General features: G+C 63.3%; 22 protein-coding genes and 1 pseudogene. 11 read left to right on the forward strand and 12 right to left on the reverse strand.

Going from position 1 to position 18,536, the window contains the following annotated elements:
- Positions 1-21: 21 nt before the first annotated feature.
- Both NKJ13_RS26435 and NKJ13_RS26440 read left to right on the forward strand, forming a co-directional pair.
- On the forward strand, positions 22-1,404 hold the full coding sequence (locus NKJ13_RS26435) for an NAD(P)-binding domain-containing protein (protein WP_352740143.1): 1,383 nt from the start codon (positions 22-24) through the stop codon (positions 1,402-1,404).
- On the forward strand, positions 1,401-2,624 hold the full coding sequence (locus NKJ13_RS26440) for an MFS transporter (protein ID WP_352778822.1): 1,224 nt from the start codon (positions 1,401-1,403) through the stop codon (positions 2,622-2,624). Before NKJ13_RS26435 ends, NKJ13_RS26440 begins: the two co-directional genes overlap by 4 nt.
- 23 nt (positions 2,625-2,647) lie before the next feature.
- On the opposite strand, the gene NKJ13_RS26445 is transcribed toward NKJ13_RS26440, so the two are convergent.
- Together NKJ13_RS26445 and NKJ13_RS26450 are read right to left on the reverse strand one after the other, a co-directional pair.
- Positions 2,648-2,872: a hypothetical protein gene (locus NKJ13_RS26445; protein WP_254819690.1), complete on the reverse strand. Its 225-nt coding sequence runs from the start codon at positions 2,870-2,872 to the stop codon at positions 2,648-2,650.
- A gap of 231 nt (positions 2,873-3,103) precedes the next feature.
- Complete coding sequence (locus tag NKJ13_RS26450; RefSeq protein WP_352691733.1) at positions 3,104-3,469, reverse strand: VOC family protein; 366 nt, start codon at positions 3,467-3,469, stop codon at positions 3,104-3,106.
- A gap of 144 nt (positions 3,470-3,613) precedes the next feature.
- On the opposite strand from NKJ13_RS26450, the gene NKJ13_RS26455 reads away from it, so the two are divergent.
- From NKJ13_RS26455 to NKJ13_RS26465, 3 genes are read left to right on the forward strand one after another with little or no spacing between them, the layout of a single operon-like run.
- Complete coding sequence (locus tag NKJ13_RS26455; RefSeq protein WP_352691735.1) at positions 3,614-3,925, forward strand: hypothetical protein; 312 nt, start codon at positions 3,614-3,616, stop codon at positions 3,923-3,925.
- Positions 3,926-3,969: 44 nt separating this feature from the next.
- On the forward strand, positions 3,970-4,845 hold the full coding sequence (locus NKJ13_RS26460) for a sigma-70 family RNA polymerase sigma factor (RefSeq protein WP_352691736.1): 876 nt from the start codon (positions 3,970-3,972) through the stop codon (positions 4,843-4,845).
- A gap of 13 nt (positions 4,846-4,858) precedes the next feature.
- Positions 4,859-5,047 carry a hypothetical protein gene (locus tag NKJ13_RS26465; RefSeq protein ID WP_352691738.1) on the forward strand — a complete coding sequence of 63 codons (189 nt, stop codon included), beginning with the start codon at positions 4,859-4,861 and terminating at the stop codon, positions 5,045-5,047.
- 138 nt (positions 5,048-5,185) lie between these two features.
- Here NKJ13_RS26465 and NKJ13_RS26470 read toward each other — a convergent pair whose 3' ends face one another.
- A complete protein-coding gene (locus NKJ13_RS26470) occupies positions 5,186-6,343 on the reverse strand; it encodes a sulfite oxidase (RefSeq protein ID WP_352691739.1) in 1,158 nt (385 codons plus the stop codon).
- A 638-nt stretch (positions 6,344-6,981) separates the two neighbouring features.
- On the opposite strand from NKJ13_RS26470, the gene NKJ13_RS26475 reads away from it, so the two are divergent.
- Positions 6,982-8,502, forward strand: coding sequence for an FAD-dependent oxidoreductase (locus tag NKJ13_RS26475; RefSeq protein ID WP_352691740.1), 1,521 nt, complete (start codon positions 6,982-6,984; stop codon positions 8,500-8,502).
- Positions 8,503-8,528: 26 nt separating this feature from the next.
- On the opposite strand, the gene dinB is transcribed toward NKJ13_RS26475, so the two are convergent.
- The 3 genes from dinB to NKJ13_RS26490 all read right to left on the reverse strand — a co-directional run bounded on the left by dinB (position 8,529) and on the right by NKJ13_RS26490 (position 10,774).
- Positions 8,529-9,767, reverse strand: a complete 1,239-nt coding sequence (dinB, locus tag NKJ13_RS26480; protein ID WP_352691741.1) for a DNA polymerase IV — start codon at positions 9,765-9,767, stop codon at positions 8,529-8,531.
- 113 nt (positions 9,768-9,880) lie between these two features.
- Positions 9,881-10,339, reverse strand: coding sequence for a GNAT family N-acetyltransferase (locus NKJ13_RS26485; RefSeq protein ID WP_352691742.1), 459 nt, complete (start codon positions 10,337-10,339; stop codon positions 9,881-9,883).
- Positions 10,340-10,411: 72 nt separating this feature from the next.
- A complete protein-coding gene (locus NKJ13_RS26490; RefSeq protein ID WP_352691743.1) occupies positions 10,412-10,774 on the reverse strand; it encodes a hypothetical protein in 363 nt (120 codons plus the stop codon).
- Between the two features lie 188 nt (positions 10,775-10,962).
- Between NKJ13_RS26490 and NKJ13_RS26495 the strand changes: the two genes are divergently transcribed.
- Entirely contained in the window at positions 10,963-11,259 is a 297-nt protein-coding gene (locus NKJ13_RS26495; RefSeq protein WP_352507809.1) for a hypothetical protein, read from the forward strand.
- 199 nt (positions 11,260-11,458) lie between these two features.
- Here NKJ13_RS26495 and NKJ13_RS26500 read toward each other — a convergent pair whose 3' ends face one another.
- Entirely contained in the window at positions 11,459-12,163 is a 705-nt protein-coding gene (locus NKJ13_RS26500) for an XRE family transcriptional regulator (RefSeq protein WP_352691796.1), read from the reverse strand.
- A 74-nt stretch (positions 12,164-12,237) separates the two neighbouring features.
- Between NKJ13_RS26500 and NKJ13_RS26505 the strand changes: the two genes are divergently transcribed.
- The 3 genes from NKJ13_RS26505 to NKJ13_RS26515 all read left to right on the forward strand — a co-directional run bounded on the left by NKJ13_RS26505 (position 12,238) and on the right by NKJ13_RS26515 (position 14,008).
- Positions 12,238-12,636, forward strand: coding sequence for a hypothetical protein (locus tag NKJ13_RS26505; RefSeq protein WP_352691794.1), 399 nt, complete (start codon positions 12,238-12,240; stop codon positions 12,634-12,636).
- Between the two features lie 120 nt (positions 12,637-12,756).
- A complete protein-coding gene (locus NKJ13_RS26510) occupies positions 12,757-13,341 on the forward strand; it encodes a GcrA cell cycle regulator (protein ID WP_352475567.1) in 585 nt (194 codons plus the stop codon).
- A gap of 61 nt (positions 13,342-13,402) precedes the next feature.
- Positions 13,403-14,008 (forward strand): DUF6456 domain-containing protein, encoded by a 606-nt coding sequence (locus NKJ13_RS26515; protein WP_352475566.1) that lies wholly within the window; start codon positions 13,403-13,405, stop codon positions 14,006-14,008.
- Between the two features lie 44 nt (positions 14,009-14,052).
- Here the strand turns inward: NKJ13_RS26515 and NKJ13_RS26520 are convergent, their stop codons facing one another.
- Both NKJ13_RS26520 and NKJ13_RS26525 read right to left on the reverse strand, forming a co-directional pair.
- On the reverse strand, positions 14,053-14,361 hold the full coding sequence (locus tag NKJ13_RS26520; RefSeq protein WP_292664589.1) for a hypothetical protein: 309 nt from the start codon (positions 14,359-14,361) through the stop codon (positions 14,053-14,055).
- 247 nt (positions 14,362-14,608) lie between these two features.
- Positions 14,609-14,926, reverse strand: coding sequence for a hypothetical protein (locus NKJ13_RS26525; protein ID WP_352691793.1), 318 nt, complete (start codon positions 14,924-14,926; stop codon positions 14,609-14,611).
- Positions 14,927-15,153: 227 nt separating this feature from the next.
- On the opposite strand from NKJ13_RS26525, the gene NKJ13_RS26530 reads away from it, so the two are divergent.
- The gene (locus tag NKJ13_RS26530) at positions 15,154-15,432 is read left to right on the forward strand and encodes a DUF2285 domain-containing protein (protein WP_352475563.1); all 279 of its coding nucleotides are present in this window, start codon (positions 15,154-15,156) and stop codon (positions 15,430-15,432) included.
- Between the two features lie 228 nt (positions 15,433-15,660).
- Here NKJ13_RS26530 and NKJ13_RS26535 read toward each other — a convergent pair whose 3' ends face one another.
- From NKJ13_RS26535 to NKJ13_RS26545, 3 genes and pseudogenes are all read right to left on the reverse strand, one after another.
- Complete coding sequence (locus NKJ13_RS26535; RefSeq protein ID WP_352778824.1) at positions 15,661-17,631, reverse strand: acyltransferase family protein; 1,971 nt, start codon at positions 17,629-17,631, stop codon at positions 15,661-15,663.
- 193 nt (positions 17,632-17,824) lie between these two features.
- Positions 17,825-17,920: pseudogene (locus NKJ13_RS26540) on the reverse strand (alkylphosphonate utilization protein); the annotation flags it as partial.
- Between the two features lie 256 nt (positions 17,921-18,176).
- Positions 18,177-18,467, reverse strand: coding sequence for a hypothetical protein (locus NKJ13_RS26545; protein WP_254819668.1), 291 nt, complete (start codon positions 18,465-18,467; stop codon positions 18,177-18,179).
- Positions 18,468-18,536 lie beyond the last annotated feature (69 nt).

Below are 18,536 nucleotides of genomic sequence, written 5' to 3' on the forward strand. Positions count from 1 at the left end.
ATTACCGGAAGGATGGAAGACATGGAAACAATTGAAAAACTCCCCGTCGCGGTGATCGGCGCCGGGCCGGTCGGTCTGGCAGCAGCGGTCCACCTCATCGCGCAGGGCATTCCTGTCAAAGTCTATGAAGCCGGCAATGCGGTTGCATCCAATCTCAGGGATTGGGGCCATGTCCGGGTGTTCACGCCCTGGCGCTATTGCGTCGATCAGGCGGCCAGAGACCTGCTCGAGGCGCATGGCTGGCGGATGCCCGAGCCCGAGGCATTCCCGACCGCGGACGACCTCGTCGCGGACTATCTCGAGCCGCTTGCAAAGCTTCCGCAATTGTCGCAGTCGATCGAAACCGGCGCCCGCGTCGTCGGCATTTCGCGCTGGGGCGCCGACAAGGTGCTGAGCAAGGTACGCGAAAACCGGCCATTCATGCTGGTAGTCGAAACCTCCACCGGCACCAGGCGCGACAGCGCCCGCGCCGTCATCGATGCGTCGGGAACCTGGCAGATGCCGAACCCGCTCGGCGCCGGCGGAATTCCTGCAGAAGGCGAAGCCGAATTTGCCGACCGCATCGCCTACGGCATACCCGATATTCTCGGCCGCGACCGCAGCCTTTATGCGGGGAAGACGACGCTGGTCGCCGGCTCCGGCCATTCCGCCGCCAATGCGGTGCTGGATCTCGCCAGCCTGGCAAATGTGGAGGCCGGCACGGCTTTCATCTGGACAACGCGCGGCACCGATCTGGTGCGCATCTATGGCGGCGGCGATGCCGACCAATTGCCGGCACGCGGCGAACTCGGCGCCGAAGTGCGCGAGCTCGCCGAGAGCGGCGGCGTCAGGCTGGTGACGGGCTTTGCGGCTGTTTCGATCCGCGATGCCGACGGACGGCTGGTCGTCGAAGGCCAGACCAGGGACGGTTTGCAGGCGCTTGGCCCGGTCGACCGCATCATCGCCGCGACCGGACAACGCCCGGATCTGTCGCTGACGCGCGAGCTTCGGCTCGAGCTCGATCCGTGGCTGGAAAGCGTCAAGGCACTGGGGCCCCTGATCGATCCCAACGAGCACTCCTGCAGCGACGTGCCGCCGCACGGCCACCGCGAGCTCAGCCATCCAGAGCAAGGGTTCTATACGGTCGGCATCAAGAGCTATGGCCGCGCGCCGACCTTCCTGCTGCTGACCGGCTATGAGCAGGTCCGCTCGGTCGCGGCGGCGATCGCCGGAGACATGGTGGCGGCCGACAATGTCCAGCTCGTGCTGCCGGAGACCGGCGTCTGCACCGTGCCGACGATCGGTACTGCCGATAAGGGGTGCTGCGGCGGTCCGGCGCCCGCCGCTTCGGATGCCTGCTGTGTCGCCGATGTCGACGCAAAGGCGATCGGCAAAAGCGGTTGCGGCTGCAGCGTCGCCGCATGAGGCTTTCGCCGCCTTCGACGGCCATCCTGCGCAGCAGCGGCGCGACCATAACCACGCTTGGCCTGACGCAGATCATGGCGTGGGGATCGTCCTACTATCTTCCCGCGGTCATTGCACCGGCGGTCTCCTCCGATACCGGCTGGCCGCTGGCATGGGTTGTCGGCGGGCTGTCTCTCGGCTTGCTCATGGCGGGATTGATCTCTCCGCGCGTCGGTTCATCGATCGAGCGGCATGGCGGCCGCAACGTCCTGGCATTCAGCGCCGGATGCATCGGGGTCGGCCAGATCGGGCTAGCCCTTGCTCCCAACCTTGCGGCCTATGTCGCTGCCTGGCTGATCATCGGACTGGGCATGGGTGCGGGGCTCTACGATGCCGCTTTCGCCACGCTTGGCCGCCACTACGGCCACGGCGCGCGCTCCGCAATCACCGCGCTGACGCTGTTCGGCGGTCTTGCGAGCACGATCTGCTGGCCGATCTCAGCCTTGCTGCTGGGGGAGGTCGGCTGGCGCGGCACCTGCCTGGTTTACGCCGCCTTTCAGCTGGCAATTGCGCTTCCGCTCTATCTGGTGATCCTGCCCCGCGCGGCGCCGCAACCGGCAGTCAAACCAGAATTGAAGGAGGCGGCACCGGTCCTGGAAAACAATATGGATCCGTCGATCATGATCGTTCTGGCCGCGACCCTCACGCTTGCGGCGGTAATCTCCTCGACGCTGTCGGTGCATCTGCTCACCATCCTGCAGGGCAGCGGCATGGCGCTGGCCGCAGCCGTCGGGCTCGGCGCTCTGGTCGGCCCGTCCCAGGTGGCGGCGCGCGCGATCGAGATGATGATTGCGCGCTACCACCATCCGATCCTGACCAAGTTCGCCTCAGTTGCCTTTGTGGCGATCGGCGTTTCGGCGCTCTGGGCCGGCATGCCAATCATCCCGGTGGCGCTCGGTTTCTATGGCGCGGGCATCGGCCTCGAATCCATCGCACGGGGAACGCTGCCGCTCGCGCTGTTCGGCTCGAACGGCTATGCGAGACTAATGGGTCGCCTCGCCATGCCGAGCCTGATCGCCCAGGCGGCGGCACCCTCGGCCGGCGCATTGCTGCTGGAGCGCTTCGGCCCGCATGGGACGTTGGCCGCGCTTTCCGGTCTGGCGCTGGCCAACGTCCTCTTGGCATGCGGCTTGGGCTGGCGGATGCTCCGCCGGCGGGAATCGCAGGTTCAATCCCGATAGGATTTGACCAGCGTTCACCCCCTTCACCTGGGTAGCGGGAGATCTTCTAAGGGGTCGGCAAGGAAGGATGCGGCGATCAGATCGTCGGCATCCAGCCGCAGGGAGCCTTCGGCGCCTCCCATGATGGCGGCAACTTTCTGAAACGTCTTCATCTCGTGCTCGGTGATCTGGGCGCTTCGCATTCTGGCTTTGAGGTCAGCAACGCGCAGCCCCAAACTGTGGGACATTCCGATTTTACGGTTCGACATGGTAAGATGCTCCTCCCCGGCCCATGTTTGTTTTGCCACCCGCCCTTATTCGCATTTCCTCCGCCTGCCTAAATATGAGGCATCGCGAATACAGCGCCCGAACGCCCGATGCAAGGGAAGGTTCCGGCGCGCAGAGGTCACGAAATAATAATGCGAAGGAAGCACGGCCGATGGTCCGGCCGGAGGTAGGACTTAGGTACGACGCCCCGCCAGACAGAGGGTTCCGGAGGCTTATCGGCTGGCGAGGACCATGCGGTTGCCTTCGCTGTCGCGAAACTCCGCCACCGTGCGGCCCGGCTGCCACGGCGCCTCATGAGGTTCGGTGACGGTCTCGACGCCGCCCGCTTTCAACGCCGCGGTCATTGCTCCGACATTTTCGTCGACCAGCACCAATACCGGCTCCGCGGCGGGGGTGTCGTCGGCGCGCCTGATGAAATGCAGGTTCGTCACGGCATGCGGAAACGCCAGCTCGATCCAGCGCCAGCCGCCATCGCCCATCTTCTGGTCGGCCAGCACCTGACAGGCGAGATGCCTGGTGTAGAACGCCTTGGCACGGTCCTGGTCGAACACTGGAAGCTCGGCAAACTGGATATGCATGATCGTCTCTCCTGCTTGATGGCTGCCGCGCAGCCGCCCACGCGGAAAAGACGATGCGGGCAACCGAAAAGATTCTTCGGTAGTGAGAATCTTTTCGGCGCGGCCGGTCGTCCTTCGTTCATACCAACCAGTCAGGAGACGACGATGAACTATGCGCTTATTCGATATGGTGTGAACCAAGCCGACCTGGACAATAACCGCGCGCTGGTCGAAAAAGTGTTCGAAGCGCTGGGCGAGGCGGCACCGCCGACGGTGCGCTATCTCGTGCTCGAGCTGGACGATGGTTCGTTCGTCCACATCGTCGGTCAGGACGGCGATTCGTCGACGCTGACCGGGCTTGCGGCCTTCAAGGCGTTTACGGAAAACCACGCCCAGCGCCGCTCGACCCCGGCAATGCGATCGCCTGTCAAAGTCATCGGCAACTACCGTATGCTGGCGGATCAAAACGCCGGGTAGCGCCTGCCATGCCGCTCGCGCAGAAATGGGAAGCTACGCCGAAAATGAACAGGGCGACTTTGGAGGCGATGCTCGTCGGGTTGCGGCCAAGGCTGCATCGTTACTGCGCGCGCATGGCCGGCTCGGTGATCGACGGCGAGGATATCGTCCAGGAGGTGCTGATCAAGGCGCTGCAGGCGATCGACGGCGGCGCGATGGTCGAACGGCCGGAGCAATGGCTGTTTCGCATCGCCCACAATGCCGCGCAGGATCATCTGCGGCGGCGCAATCGGGAAAGGTCGCGCATGACCGAGGCCGACATGAGCGTCATCGAGGATCCCTCCGGCAGCGCCGACAGCCGGCTCGCCGCCCAGACCGGCCTGCGCTCCTTCATGCAGCTTTCGGTGCCGCAGCGCAGCGCCGTGATCCTGGTCGACGTGCTCGGCCTCAGCCTGCACGAGACCTGCGAAGTCACCGGCGCGACGCTCGCCGCCACCAAGGCCGCGCTGCATCGCGGGCGGGCGCAGCTCAAGCTGCTGGCGCTGCAGCCCGAGCAGGCGCTCGCGCCGAGGCTCGACGCCGATGACGAGCGCCGGCTGCGGCGCTATGTCGACCTGTTCAACGCGCGCGACTTCGACGCGGTCAGGGCTCTGATCGCCGAGGACGTCCGGCTCGATGTCGTCAACCGCGTCCGCCTGCGCGGCAAGGCCGAAGTGTCGACCTATTTCGGCAATTACGACCGCGCGACCGATTGGGCGCTGTCGCTGGGCTTTGTCGACGGCCGGCCGGCGATCCTCATCCGCAACCCTGGGGACCCGGACGGCGCCGTGCGCGGCTTCATGCTGGTCGAATGGGCGGGCGAGGAGGTCATCCAGATCCGGGATTTCCGCTACGCACCCTGGTGCTTGCCCGATGCGGAGATCAGTACGATAGAGCGGTGAGGGGCTTGCCGCGATGGCGCGCGGAGGCGACGGGGCCAAGGTTGCGCCACCGGACAAGTCTGCCATCGCCTCGGTCACCAAGCTGAAGGGTTCCGCTTCCGATTTCGGGGAGCGGTATCGTCGCGAAGAGGATCTACGGCCCACAGCCGTCATGCTCGATATAGAGCGGCGCCAGCTTTCGGATCAGGCAGCCTCTTCCTAGTTGACCCAAACGCAATTGCCAGATGGCCGCAAGTTCTTAGAGCGGTTCCGGCTCTCCTGGAACCGGTAACCCACTCTAACTATTTGTTTTGCCGCATTTATGCGGACGCAAAATGATTCCATTTGGCTGCAAAATGCTCTAGCCGACACGCACGCGGCGCGTCACCTGGCCATTGCTCTCCCAGTATGTGTGTTTCTTGGCAATCAAGGGATCGTCCATCGCCGGTTGAATTTGTCCCGTGGTGCTGACCGCGCGCGAGGTCACCGTGTGTTCTCCAGGAGAGGGATTTGCCCAAGCCAGGGACCAAATTTTCCAGGCGTGCTCTGCCTCCTCACTGTGGTCAATGGTCGCTGGTGCCCAAGGCCCCTGGTCGATTTGAACTTCGACCCGGTCGATCGGCGCCCCCCAGGCTGCGCCAACGATGCGGTAATCCGAGTCTTTCCGGGTAACCTTCGCAGGCGCGGACTTTATCAGCGCTCGCCCGACTGACGTCTCGGCCCATACGGTCTCGCCGTTGTGGTCCTCCTCCCGGATGGTGACATAGTCACGGGCCATCAGAAGGCTCATGAACCGCGTATCGCGAACCTCGATGCGCTTTAGCCACTTGACGTTGGCGATCCCGTACCAGCCTGGCGCAATGAGCCGTACCGGGAAGCCATTGGGCGCCGGCAAGACGGCTCCATTCATTTCATAGCAGAGGAGATTATCGGGGTTCATCGCGTGGGCGAGCGACATGCTGCGAGCGAAGTTCTGCTGCATCTTGACGTCGCGTATTGCGACCTCGCCTTTGTCAGTACCGAAAAAGACGACCTCGATGCCCTTCTCCAGAACGCCGGCTTCCTCGAGGATCGGGGCGAGCGGCGTCCCAGCCCAGCGGGCATTGCCGATGCCGCCGGTGAAGAAGGGAAACCCGTGGTTGCCCGAGCATTCCACTGTGAAAACGACCTCCTGCCGCGGTCGTGCCCTGATGTCGGCGAGCGTCAATTTTAAGGGCTTGTTGACCAGGCCTCCGATCTCCATCGACCATGTCTTCTCGTCGATCGTTGGTCGGTTGAAATGCGAGATGCTGAAGAACTTGTCGTTTGGCGTTATCCAGCTATCCAAATCTTCCCAGACAAGCTGTTTCTGGATACCTACCGGATCGGGATTTTCGGTCGGCTGATCCAGCCATGGAATAACTTCCTCGCTCGGCCGTGTTGGAAAAGCGTAAGCCCGACGCGAGGTATAGAGAGCAGCAATTGCGGCAAGAGCCGCGCTTCCTTGAACAAGAAGTTCTCTGCGCTGAAAATCAGGCATGTTGTTTACCTCCCAGTTGATCGTTGATCCGGAACGGGCTGCAACGTGCCTTCGGCCGTAGCCTGATCACGGATAGGCGACACAATGTGAAGTCTGCCCATTCGGAAGTATCCGGATGGCTCAGACAATCACCGACGCAAGTCAGGCATGTGAAGCGTTGGACGAAACTCTGGCTCGCGTTTCGCATGCCAAGAGTGCGCCTTTGAGAAGGACGTGTCCACAACTTGGACGGGACATGATGATGATTGCGACATTCCATGCCGATTTTCGGTCCTGCCAAATCGTTGCTGCTCGGATCGCTGCCGAACGCCCGCTTCTGGGTCATTTCGGGACCTTCGTGGGTTCTCGTCGAACCGGTGTTTCCTGCCGGCCAGTGGGTTGGTCGGGCGGCCGGCATCGCCCTGGTCGCCTGGGGCGGCGCAACGCTTTGGTCTGACGACCAGGGCTGCCTCGAATGTCGCATTTGCAGGAAACGATCCCTCCTGACGCAAAGTGCATCGCACCGCCCAGCCAGGCCGGCTCACAACGCGTCGGGGCGGACCGGCGGTGACGTCAAGCTTACGCAGGCATTCAGGCGTCGAGGAACTTTGAATCTTGGCGTCCGTTTATCCGAATGTCGGGTATGAAGGGCTCCGCCAATGAATGTCAGCGATGAAAGGACTGTATCGCTTTGGGCGGCAACCGAAGTCGCGCCTGAGGCGGTTCCGCTCGAGCGGAGTGAACAGGTCGATGTCGTGGTCGTCGGATCTGGCATTGCCGGACTGTCGGTCGCCTACCAACTGGCCGTCGCCGGGCAAAAGGTGGCGGTGCTCGATCGCGGCCGGATCGGAAGCGGCATGACGGCACGCACCACCGCGCATCTGTCGTCGATCTGCGACGACTATTTTTCGGAACTGATCAAATTGCGCGGCGAGGAACTGGCGCGGATTTACTACCAAAGCCAGTCGGCGGCTATCGACCGTGTCCAATCGATCCAGGAAGCAGAGGGTATCGCGTGTGATTTCCGCCGCCTCGACGGCTTTCTGTTTCCGGCGTCAGGCAGAAGGGAATCCGTCATCGAGCGCGAACTGGGCGCCGCTCTGAAGATTGGTGTCGACGTCGAGAAAACCGCAGGCGTGTCGTTTGCAGGCTTTTCGGATACGCCCGTCCTTCGCTACGCCAATCAGGCGACATTTCACCCCCTCGAATATCTCCGCGGGCTGGCTGCGGGCATTCGCGCGCGCGGCGGCATGCTTTATGCGCAGACCATCGTCGACAAGGTCGCGGAGACCGACGGCGGCGTCCGCGTAAGCACGGTCTCGGGCTTTACCGTGTCTGCCAGATCGGCCGTTGTCGCCACTAATTCGCCGATCAACGATCGGGTCGCGCTCCACACCAAGCAAGCGCCGTATCGGACCTACGCGATGTCGTTCGAGATCGCGCGCGACGTTTTGCCGGATGCACTCTATTGGGACACGCTGGATCCCTATCACTACGTTCGCCTGCAGCCTGGTGAAGGCAAAACCGACTTTCTGATCGTCGGTGGTGAGGACCACAAGACAGGGCAGGCCGACGATGCCGACAACCGCTTCGCGGCCCTGGCGGACTGGATCAAAAAATTGGTGCCCGATATCGGCGCGGAAACCAATCGATGGTCCGGGCAGGTGATGGAGACCGTCGACTATGCCGGGTTCATCGGCCGCAATCCCGGCAACCGGCATGTCTTCGTGGTCACCGGCGATTCCGGTCAGGGCATCACCCATGGGGTTGTTGCCGGCCAATTGGTTTCCGACCTGATCCTGAAGGGGGAAAGCCCTTGGCGGGAACTTTACGAACCCTCCCGCAAGACGGTACGGGCGATCGGCGACTATTTGGCGGAGAATGCGACAGCGATCAGGAGTTTTGCCGAGTATGTCGCGCCTGGCGAAATCGATTCCGCCGATAAGCTGCGGCCGGGAGAGGGCGCCATCGTGCGCGAAGGGCTTACCAAAGTCGCGGCTTTTCGCGATGAGGACGGCACGCTCCACAAGCGCTCGGCCGCATGCACCCATGTCGGCTGCCACGTCCATTGGAACTCATTGGAACGCTGCTGGGACTGCCCCTGCCACGGCTCGCATTTTGCCGTCGACGGCACGGCTTTGAACGGGCCGGCCGTATCGCCCCTGGCTCCTGTCGGATAATTTTTTTTTCGCCCCCGCCGCGCAACTCACAATTCCTTCTCGGCCAGCTCCCGAAATGCGTCGGGAACCGACCGCTGTAGTCCGAGCGCGACCGAGGCGTAGCCGACCGCCTCCCAGCCGAAGCGGTCGCGGATCTTGTCGATGGCGCGATCCGCGATCCAGCGCGCCGCGTCCTTCCGGGTGCCGGGGCGGCGGCGGTCGTCGAGCCCGAGCGGCAGCTCCAGTTGCAGCCCGGCATGCTGCTCCAGATGCGATACGGCGATCGCCAGCAGCGAGATGGTCTTTTCGTGCGGATGGTCGATGAGCACCTTGCGCACCAGCGCCTCGGCGATTTCGGCCAGCATGGCGGTTGCCGAAATCGGCTGGTCGAGCGTGACCGAGCGCGTCACCGAGCGCAAATCGGCAAAGCGGACACGAACCGTCACCGTGCGGCCGGGCCGGGATTTCGCACGCAACCTGGTGGCGACCCTGTCGGCCAGATGCAGCAAAGCGGGGACGAAGACCTGCTCGTCGGCCGGTTTTCGGCCGAGCGCCGATTGCGCGCCGGCCGAGCGCGCCCGGCGCTGCGTCTCAAGCTTGCGCGGATCGCGGTTCCACGCCAGCGCATTCAGTTTCTCTCCCGCCGCCGGCCCGAGCAGGCGCTCCAGCGCGCCACTGTTGGTCTTCGCCAACTCGCCGATGGTGTTGACGCCGATACCGGCCAGCCGCTCCCTGGTGACGGGGCCGACGCCCCACATCAGCTCGACCGGCAGCTCATGGAGGAATTCCAGCTCGTGGCGCGGATCGACCACCACGAGCCCGTCGGGCTTGGCCACTTGTGAGGCGATCTTGGCCAGATGCTTGGTGCGGGCCACTCCGACCGAGATCGGCAGGCCGAGCTCGGCCCGCACGCGGCGGCGTATCTTGCCGGCGATCTCGGCCGGCGAGCCGAACAAATGGGTGCAGCCGGCGACGTCGGCAAAGGCCTCGTCGATCGAAATCCGCTCGACCACCGGCGTGAAATCGCCGAGCACCTTGATTGCCGCATCGCCCAGCCGCTGATAGTCCTTGAAATGGCCGCCGACGAAAATGAGTTGCGGGCAGAGTTCCCGCGCCCGCCGTCCCGGCATGCCGCCGCGCACGCCGAACGCCTTGGCCTCATAGGATGCGGCAAGCACTACCCCGCCGCCGACGGCAATCGGCTTGCCGCGCAAGGCCGGGTCGAGCAATTGTTCGACCGAGGCATAGAAGGCATCCAGATCCGCGTGGAGGATGTTGGCTTCCATCCGGCCCGTTCGCTCGCGGCGGCTCGAACGCCGCATTGTCTCGCGTTATGATAGGAACATAAAGAGAACATTGCGGGTGAATTGTCAAGCAGCGCGGAGGCCGCCGCCGCAACCTACAGCGCCATCTTGTAGCCGAGATGACTGGCGGTGAAACCGAGGCGCTCGTAAAAATCGTGCGCCTCCCGTCGACCTTTGTCCGTGGTGAGTTGGACGAAGTTGCAATTGCGCGAACGGCACGTTTCAATCGCCCATTCGACCATCAGTTTGCCGACGCCGCGCGAGCGCCATTGCCGGGCGACGCGAACGCCTTCGATCTGGCCGCGCCAGGCACCCTTCCTGGAGATACCCGGAAGGAAGGTGAGTTGCAGGGTCCCGACCACTTGCCCGGCCTCGACAGCCACGGCCAGCAACTGGTTGGGATCGGCATCGATTGCGCTGAAGGCATCGAGATAGGATGGCGCAAGCGGCGTGGATAGGTCTTCCCGGTCTGCGCCGAGCACATCGTCGGCAAGCATTGCAACGATCGCCGGCAGGTCGGGCGCCTGCGCGCGACGGAATTCGATCTCGCTCATCGCGCGAAGACATACGGTGCGACGTCGGCGATCGCAATATCCGTTTTGACTTGCAAGGGAAGGCCCGCGCCTTCAGGTGATCTCGAACGCCCAGAGGCGGTGGCCGTAGCGGCGGAAGAAGCGGGCGAAGAGGCGCTGCTGTCTGGCACGGGCGAGGTCGGCGGCGCGCCTTTCCTGCCGCCAGCGCGGCATGTTGCGGAACATCGCCAGGAAGCGGGCGGCGTCCTCGAGTGCCTCCTCGGCTGTCTGCGCCGGGCGGATCGCCGCCAGGAACAGAACGCGGCTCGGCTTCATCTGGTCAATCGCCACCTTGCGCTGGCGATGGCCCTGGCGTGCCTTGCGGATGCCGTCCTGGCGGATGGCCGCGAAAGCGGCAAGCATGGCCGGGCTGTCGCCGCTATAGCCGCAGGCATGGGCGAACTGGGCTGGGTTCATCGTCGCTCCCTTGCTGCCGGCCGGCCGCGGTTCCGTGGCTCGCGCCGATTCCAGCCCGCATGAGATATAAGCATAACTCAAATAATTGAACAAGTGAAACTTTCACGTTGATGTAAGCGGAACCGACTCGACTCCGCTCCAAAAACCGATAATGATGTGAACAAAGCAGGAACAACGATGGGGTGGCCATGGCATTGGCGGGCAAGGAAGCGACGATCGCCGATGTCGTCTCGATTGCCGTCGAGTGCATCGATTGCGGCCGCAACAGGTGGTGGAAGCCGGCCGAGCTCAAGCGGCATGGGGTGAGGCCGGAGACGCCGCTATCAGCGCTTTCGGGGCGCCTCATCTGCAAGGCCTGCCGTGCCGATGGCCTGCCGGGCGCCGCCGTTTCGATCCAGGCCGCCTTCATCGACGACCGGCAACGGGTGCGCGCCGAGGCGCGCCTGCTCAACGGTCGAGAGCCGGAGCAGTCGAGGCGGGCTTGAGGGGGGAACTTCCTTCTCCCCTTGTGGGAGAAGGTGGATCGGCGCGTAGCGCCGAGCCGGATGAGGGGTGCTGGAAGAAACTCGGCGTTAAAATATGGAACGATTTTAAAGCCTTACGTAGCGATCCGTCCGGCACCCCTCATCCGACCGAGCTTCGCTCGGCCACCTTCTCCCACAAGGGGAGAAGGGAAAACCCTCCTCAATACCCCAGCAGTTCCTTGAGCGGGATGACGCGGAAGACGTTTTTGATGGCGTAGCGGTTGAAGGTCAGCGTCTTGGGCGGATTGTACTGCTCGACGATCAACTCGGCGGCGGTGCGCTTGACCAGCTTCTTGATGAAGGCCTTGCCGTTTTGCTCGTTCTCTTCGGGCAGCGTCTCGATCACCACATGGTCGCCGGGCACGGCGTCGCGGCCGCCGCAATAGATCATCTCGCCGGGCTCGTAGCGCGGCACCATCGAATCGCTCAGCACGTGCAGCGCAAACACATTGCGCAGATGCCGGATCCCCGGCGGCCGCTGGACATAGCCGGCCGGTTGGCCGTTGAAGGTGAAGTCGCCATCGTCGCCGCCGACGGCGGTGCCGAGAAGCTGGATGTCCATCGGTCCGGCGGGCAGGGGGCCGGGATCGGTGACGATCTCGGCATCGGCGACCGGTCCAGCATCTTCGAGGAAGACGACCTCGCCCTTGCCGAGCGCCACCGGATCGACGCGCAGGAAAGCGGCGGTCTTCAAAAGGTTCTCGGTCTTGGGCAGGTTGCGCCCGGTCTCCCAATTGCCGACGGCAGCGACGTCGGTGTCGTTGTGCTCGGCAATGTGACGCATCACCAGGCCGCGCTGCTTGCGCGCCCGGCGGATCGCCGCTCCGACCTTGATCGACAGTGCAGTTTTCGCCATGGCTCCCATCTGAGACATAAGATTCGGTTTCGTCTATGCAAGAATCGCTTGCATTATGATTTGAGTTATGCTCTTATGCGGGCATGCACAAGTCGCTTCACCAGCTTTCGGTCCTTAAATCCGCCGTTCAGCGCGCCGGCGGCGCTGGCCTGGAGGCGGTACCGCAAACGATCGCCAAGGCCATGCATGTGCCAACCGTTTCCCCTTCGTCGCGGCTGTCCTCCTCCCCGGCCGGGCCGATGCCCGAGGCTCGCGCCTCGGTTCCGGCAGCGCAAGCGGCCGGAACGGCCGGAGCCGTTCCCCTCACGGCTCCGGCCACGAATTACCCGTCGACCGGCAACGCGGGTGCCGCGGTTTCCTGGATCCGTACCGAAGACGGCACGGTCATCGCCTTCGACAAGCGGATGGGCAAGGCAGTCTCCGGCGCAACCAGGCAGGCGGCCGAGATGAAGCTCGATCGTAGCAGGCCACGCGAAGGCTGATCGGCTTTCCAGCCTGAGAGCCGGCGAAGCCGGCGCCACACACAACCACCCTTGCAGGGAATAAAACATCATGGCCGCCCGCTATTCCGCCTCTGAATTGGACAAATCGAGAACTTATTGATGAGCGGGCTGTCGGCCGCGAAGATCGCCACCCGGTTGACCGCGCTGGGCGGCCGCCCGGCCTCGCGCGCGGCCATCATCGGCATCGTCCACCGCACCGCCCGTTTGCGCACCATCGGCCTTGCCAGATCCAAGGGCCGGTGTGGCGGACGCTCGGGCGGCCGGCTCGGAGATTCGGCGCCTGAGCCATCAAATGCCGCAAGCCAAGCGGAGGCCGATCCGAAGGCCGAGCCACGCTGCCGCCCCGCCAGGCTGTCGGCCAGGCTGGCGCCGCCGGCCTGGCAGCCGGGTCCGGCTCGGATCACCGGGTCCGATGGCGAGCGGCTCGAAATGCCGGCGCCGCGCCCGATCGCCGCCGGCGGCCGCCAGCCACATTTCGCCGCCATGCGCTTCATCGATTGCCTTTTCGACCGTTGCCGCGCGCCGCTCGACACGACGCTGCAGGAGGATGCCGAAAACGATGCCACCGGCAGTCGCCCCGGTTTGGACATGCTGTGCTGCGGGCTGCGCACAAAGCCTTCGAAAAGTTACTGCGCCTATCACGCGGCGCGCTTCCTGCGCACGCTGCCGGCCGAAACGATTTGAGCCCAGTGGATGACGGAAATTCGCCAGAGCCCGACGACAAAAAACCAGGAGGACCGAGCCGATGAGCAGCAAAATCGCCCAGAAGACCAAAGCCAGGCCGACGCGATTGCCGAAGGGCGAGGCCGAGCAGGTGCGCATCCGCAAGGAGATCGGCCATGATTTCGCGCTGAAAGACGACAGGTTCGGCCGCAAGCGGCTGGCCAAAGGAACACAGGAGGCGGCGCGCCTCTATGAGGTCTCCAATGACGGCCACACTGCGACCGGCGGCATCGTGCGGGTGCGCAATGTCGACCCGCTGAGCGGCCTCACCTCGCTGTCGCGCCAGCAGCGCGAGGCGGGGATGCGCTACCGCCAGGATTTCCGCAGTTCGTCGGAGGCAACCGCCAAGCCGATGGCTTGGGCCGAGCGTGTCGACGGCGGCCGCACCGGCAGCGGCGTCGCAGAACACATCCTGTCCGCCGGCCGCGACCATGCCGAGGCCACCAGGGCGCTTGTCCATTGGGAGATCGCCGGCATCGTGCAAAAGGTCTGCTGTGCCGACGCAACGGTCAAGAGCCTGGCCGAACAGGCGGGCGAACCGCGCGACGTGGTGGTGAAACTACTCAAGATCGGGCTCGACATATTGGCCGTGCATTACGGCATGATGCTGATGCGCAAGCCGAGATGAGGAGCCCCGCCGATCCGGCCGGCACTACCGGCCGGATCGATCCGTCAACGACGGCAGACACGGATTCTTTCGATGATCCGGTGGTGATGACGCCAGTGCCTGATGACTTCGGTATGGCAGCGCCGGTGGTACCGGTACCGGTAGCGCGGCGCGTAGTCCTCGTTATAGACATCATAGCGGTAACGGGGGACGTACTCATCGTCGTAATCGGAATACCGATGGTGGCGATAATAATAGTCGTCGTCATAGCCGTTGCCGATGCCGATCGTGACGCTGCCGCCGGCATTGGCCGGGCCAATCACGGAAGCCGCCGAGGCGATGGCGATCACCGAGGCAAGCAGGAGCTTCTTCATAGCTACCTCCTTCATTAACGTCCCTCTAATAGAAAAACCCGCGAGGGGCAGGCTCGTTCCACAAATTAGCAAGATGCCCCCAACTGAGAGCCCCAATTAGCGCCGCGTGGGCGAAAATGCCTCTGGCTGTGCGGCAGGGTGGCCGTCGACGCAAGCCTCGAGCTGGTTGTGGTCCGCGCCGTATGTATCCCGGTGTCCCGTCAAAACAGCGACAATCGGGCGGTGCCAGTCCCGTCACCTTGCCGATCTATTGGACATGCCCCAGTTCCAGCAAAACGAAAGCGGTCGCACCCAGCACAGCGAGGGCGTAGGCCGCATAAAGAACAAGCAGCATCACCTCAAAGTCCCGGACGAAACTAGCGGCAATCCTGGTCTCCCTAGGCTCCGCCTTCTCGATGCGGTCGGCTTCCAGCTGCTCCGTTGCCACGACGAGGCAGACTATCCTGTCGTTGTCGGCCGCCTGCAATATCCGTTCGGTCAAATCGACTGCAATCACTGGATCATCGGCCAACTGATCCCGCGATAGCCGGCTTTCAGTGACGGTCTGGATTTCACGCTTTCTCACGCACGCATAATTGCGTCGACTAAATTAGGTTCCACTGAAATACCTAGTAAAATACATAGATTGCGCCCACCCGATCGCGATGGGTGAGGCGTGAGCCCAACTGCGCGGAACCCCGCCTGAGGCCCGCATTTGTCGACCGTCGAGGCGAATCTCGATCCGCATCCTCCGATCAAAGGGCGCCGGCTTCTTCATAGGCTGCTACGGTGCGCCAGTGCTGGTAGGTTGCAATGCTAAAGCCGCCAAACCTTCATATCGCGAACGCAGCGCCGACGTCTTCGGTTCTGACCGGTTATGACGAAGATCGCATGCTTACTTATATCCGGCTGCTCGACGCTTCGGCGGAAGGGACCGATTGGCGTGAGGTCGCCCGCATCGTTCTGCATATTGATCCGGAGCGGGAGCCGGAGAGGGCTTTCCGGGCGTGGGCGACACATTTGGCGCGTGCACGATGGATGACCAGGAAGCGGAACGAACTGCGCCAATTGCGTGATGAGTGGTGGGGATGAGCACCATCTAGGAACTGCCGTCCCGGTCTGGCCGTTGAGAGAGAAGGCCAACATGGAAAAGCGACCAATGACTTCTTGGCGAGCCAATACTTTCGAGCTGTGCTGCCTTCTTGCAGTTCCGCTGTCGCTTATCCTTACCGTTTTACTGGCTGGTCTCATCCTTAGCTGACCTGGCGTGGGTTGCTCGCCAAGGGCTGGTCGGTCGTGATCCGACAAGATCCCGCACTGTTACTTCACAGCCGCCGCCATCACATTCGAAAACAGCGCCCGTTCCACCGCCGGCTCCAGCGTTTCGGCGAAGGGCGTTGCCAGGTGGTGGCGGTCGCGGAAGGCTAGTTTGCCGTCGATGAAGACGTGGCAGGTGGTCTGGTCGCAAAACCGGTCGGTCATGTCGATGTAAGTGGCGTTCGGCGTCGAGCGCACGATGTCGCGCTCGACTGTGGCGATGTCGTCGTTTGCCGCCATGATCCTCGGCGTGTCGCATGTCGCGGGCGTCTGGCCCCGCCACAGCGCGCGCGCCACGCATTTGTCGGCGTAGCTTGCATTGTAGGGAACGTCCCTGATGACCGCGACCTTGATGCCGGCCTGGCTGAAGGCCTGAAGCGTCCAGGTGAGGCCCGTCCGCCACTGCGCTTGCCAATCGGCGTGCTTCAACTCCTCGGGCGATTCCTTCATCACATTGCCGATCGAGAATTCCGAAATCACCACCAGTTGCGGGTGCAGCGCGATGATGTCCTTGACCGACTGCTCGCGCCACTGGTCGCATTCGGTGTAGTCGCGCTTCAGCCGCCAGTTCCAGGTCGTCACCCGCGAAGCCCGGCAGGAGGATTTGAGAAAGGTGACGACGCGAAAATTGTTCTTCTCGGCCGCCTTGATCAGCGGCGTCGACCAATGGTCGGCATGCGAGTCGCCGAACAGCACGACCGAGCGTTGGGCATCCTTGCGGCCGAACATGCAGGGCTTCGGCTTGACGGTCTCGAAATCGAGCACGCAGCCGCCATTGGTCGCGCGCACGGTGGAGAGTTGGGCGGCGCTGTCGGCGATGACGTGCTGTTCGGGGCTGAGATTGTGCTCGGCAAAGCGCGCATTGCCATAGGCCGCCACCACGCCGGCGCCGGTCAGCGCGACGGCGGGCACCAGCGCCCGCGCTGCTCCGGCCATCAGCCAGCCATTGCGGCGGATCGGGTTCTCGACGAAATGATAGGTGAACATCGACAGAAGCAGCGTCAGCGCCGCGCAGGCAAAGCGGTCCAGGATGGACAGGTTGGGAACCACCATTGCCGCGTAGACGATGACTGGCCAGTGCCAGAGATAGAGCGAATACGACAGCCGGCCCAGCCATTGCATGGGCGGCAGCGCCAGCACTGCGCTCGGCAGATTGCGGCCGCCGCTGCCGCTGAGCAGCAGCAGCACGGTGCCGGCGACAGGCGCCAGCGCATTCACCCCGGGAAACGGTGAGTCTTCGTCCAGCATCAGATAGGCCCAGGCAATCAGCACCAGACCGAGGCATGCCTGGAACGTGGCGAGCAGCGGCCGGTCGCGCCAGATCTTTGCCGGCGCCATGGTCGCGAGCCCGCCGGCGGCGAATTCCCAGGCCCTGAGCGGCGAGAAGTAGAAGGCCCAGGGCTGCGACACTTCCGTCAGCCAGGCGCAGGCGGCGAAGGAGGCTAGGCCGGCGAGGCCAATGACGATTATAGCGGTGCGCTTGCCCGGGCGCAGCCATGCGGCCATCAAAAGCAGCGCCGGCCATGCCAAATAGAATTGTTCTTCGACCGACAGCGACCAGAAGTGGATGAAGGGGTTGTTGGTGGCGTCGGCGGCGAAATAGTCGAACGACCAGCGGATCAGCCAGAGGTTGATCATGTAGGCGGAGGCGAACATAGCGCCTTTCGAATAGAGCGCCTGTTCCTCCGGCGACAGGATGAAGTAACCAGCAAACAGCGTGGCGAGAATGACGAACGGTGCCGCCGGCAGCAGGCGCCGGGCGCGCCGGGCGTAGAAGCGCCAGAGGTTCAGCCGCCCGGTTTCGGTTATTTCCGTAACCAGGTGTTTTGTAATCAGGTAGCCGGAGATGACGAAGAAGATGTCGACGCCAGCAAAGCCGCCGGGCAGGCCGGAGAGACCAAAATGGAAGGCGATGACACCCGCCACCGCCAGTGCGCGCAGCCCTTCGATGTCAGGCCGAAATGATGCCGACACAATCACCTCGTGCAAGGAATGCCCACCTCGCAGAGGCTCGACCCGATGCGCCGATATTGCAATGCAACAAATCTAACGCAGTGCAACATAGGGCGAGGGGACAGGCTCCTCCCACTCGTCGCATGGGCGATTCGCTCACATTGGCGGTTCAGTCATGAGGCGATTGAGATGGAAGCGAAGGGTGCCGAGGCGATCAGGCCTTTTTCAAAAACTCGGTCTTCAGCACCAGGCCCTTCAGCTGCCTGGTGCTGCATGCGATCTCGCCTGGATCGCCGGTGCCGGCAATGCCATGCGGAGGCTAACCGGCGGGCTGCGAGCAGACGGGACCGCTCGGGGTGGCATTGCCACTCCGCGACATGCGTTCCGACCAGGCCATGCCGATGGCGCCACGGCAATCGAACAAAAGCCGTGGCCTTCATTGCGCGGATATTCCGGCGTAGCGACGTCAAATGGCTAAGCCGCCGTGCAGACTGGAAGGTCGCGCAATGACGGACCTGCCCGCCCTTTCGCTTGGTCCGTTATTGCGATCGGCAAGACGCCGGCGGTCACTTGTTACCGAGCTGGTTGGCCATCTTGCAGAAGTCGGCATGCGTCTTGGCAATGCCGGCGTCGCTGCATTCCTTCAACACCATGGCCCGGTCGCTCGTGGACATGGCCATCCATGCGGTCTTGAATTCGGCTTCCGACTTCATGCTCTTCATGCCGGCGTCGGTGAAGAAGGGTGACATTTTCTGCGGATCGTCGAGCGCCGAAGTGCCAGTGGCACCGGCGGCAAGCGCTGCGCCGGTCATCATCGAAAGCGCCATCGCGCCCATGCAAAGCATCTTGATGTTCATGATCATTCCTCCTGAGCTGCTGCTTTGAGGTTGTCCATCAGCGATCTACGAAGGAACGGTGTTTTGACC

The sequence above is a fragment of the Mesorhizobium sp. M0174 genome (assembly GCF_040322275.1).
Classification (GTDB): Bacteria; Pseudomonadota; Alphaproteobacteria; order Rhizobiales; family Rhizobiaceae; genus Mesorhizobium.

Coding starts and splice junctions, on each gene's coding strand:
- NKJ13_RS26435 (WP_352740143.1), top strand. CDS start 22: ATGGAAACAATTGAAAAACTCCCCGTCGCGGTGATCGGCGCCGGGCCG.
- NKJ13_RS26440 (WP_352778822.1), top strand. CDS start 1,401: ATGAGGCTTTCGCCGCCTTCGACGGCCATCCTGCGCAGCAGCGGCGCG.
- NKJ13_RS26445 (WP_254819690.1), bottom strand. CDS start 2,872: ATGTCGAACCGTAAAATCGGAATGTCCCACAGTTTGGGGCTGCGCGTT.
- NKJ13_RS26450 (WP_352691733.1), bottom strand. CDS start 3,469: ATGCATATCCAGTTTGCCGAGCTTCCAGTGTTCGACCAGGACCGTGCC.
- NKJ13_RS26455 (WP_352691735.1), top strand. CDS start 3,614: ATGAACTATGCGCTTATTCGATATGGTGTGAACCAAGCCGACCTGGAC.
- NKJ13_RS26460 (WP_352691736.1), top strand. CDS start 3,970: ATGAACAGGGCGACTTTGGAGGCGATGCTCGTCGGGTTGCGGCCAAGG.
- NKJ13_RS26465 (WP_352691738.1), top strand. CDS start 4,859: ATGGCGCGCGGAGGCGACGGGGCCAAGGTTGCGCCACCGGACAAGTCT.
- NKJ13_RS26470 (WP_352691739.1), bottom strand. CDS start 6,343: ATGCCTGATTTTCAGCGCAGAGAACTTCTTGTTCAAGGAAGCGCGGCT.
- NKJ13_RS26475 (WP_352691740.1), top strand. CDS start 6,982: ATGAATGTCAGCGATGAAAGGACTGTATCGCTTTGGGCGGCAACCGAA.
- dinB (WP_352691741.1), bottom strand. CDS start 9,767: ATGGAAGCCAACATCCTCCACGCGGATCTGGATGCCTTCTATGCCTCG.
- NKJ13_RS26485 (WP_352691742.1), bottom strand. CDS start 10,339: ATGAGCGAGATCGAATTCCGTCGCGCGCAGGCGCCCGACCTGCCGGCG.
- NKJ13_RS26490 (WP_352691743.1), bottom strand. CDS start 10,774: ATGAACCCAGCCCAGTTCGCCCATGCCTGCGGCTATAGCGGCGACAGC.
- NKJ13_RS26495 (WP_352507809.1), top strand. CDS start 10,963: ATGGCATTGGCGGGCAAGGAAGCGACGATCGCCGATGTCGTCTCGATT.
- NKJ13_RS26500 (WP_352691796.1), bottom strand. CDS start 12,163: ATGGGAGCCATGGCGAAAACTGCACTGTCGATCAAGGTCGGAGCGGCG.
- NKJ13_RS26505 (WP_352691794.1), top strand. CDS start 12,238: ATGCACAAGTCGCTTCACCAGCTTTCGGTCCTTAAATCCGCCGTTCAG.
- NKJ13_RS26510 (WP_352475567.1), top strand. CDS start 12,757: ATGAGCGGGCTGTCGGCCGCGAAGATCGCCACCCGGTTGACCGCGCTG.
- NKJ13_RS26515 (WP_352475566.1), top strand. CDS start 13,403: ATGAGCAGCAAAATCGCCCAGAAGACCAAAGCCAGGCCGACGCGATTG.
- NKJ13_RS26520 (WP_292664589.1), bottom strand. CDS start 14,361: ATGAAGAAGCTCCTGCTTGCCTCGGTGATCGCCATCGCCTCGGCGGCT.
- NKJ13_RS26530 (WP_352475563.1), top strand. CDS start 15,154: ATGCTAAAGCCGCCAAACCTTCATATCGCGAACGCAGCGCCGACGTCT.
- NKJ13_RS26545 (WP_254819668.1), bottom strand. CDS start 18,467: ATGAACATCAAGATGCTTTGCATGGGCGCGATGGCGCTTTCGATGATG.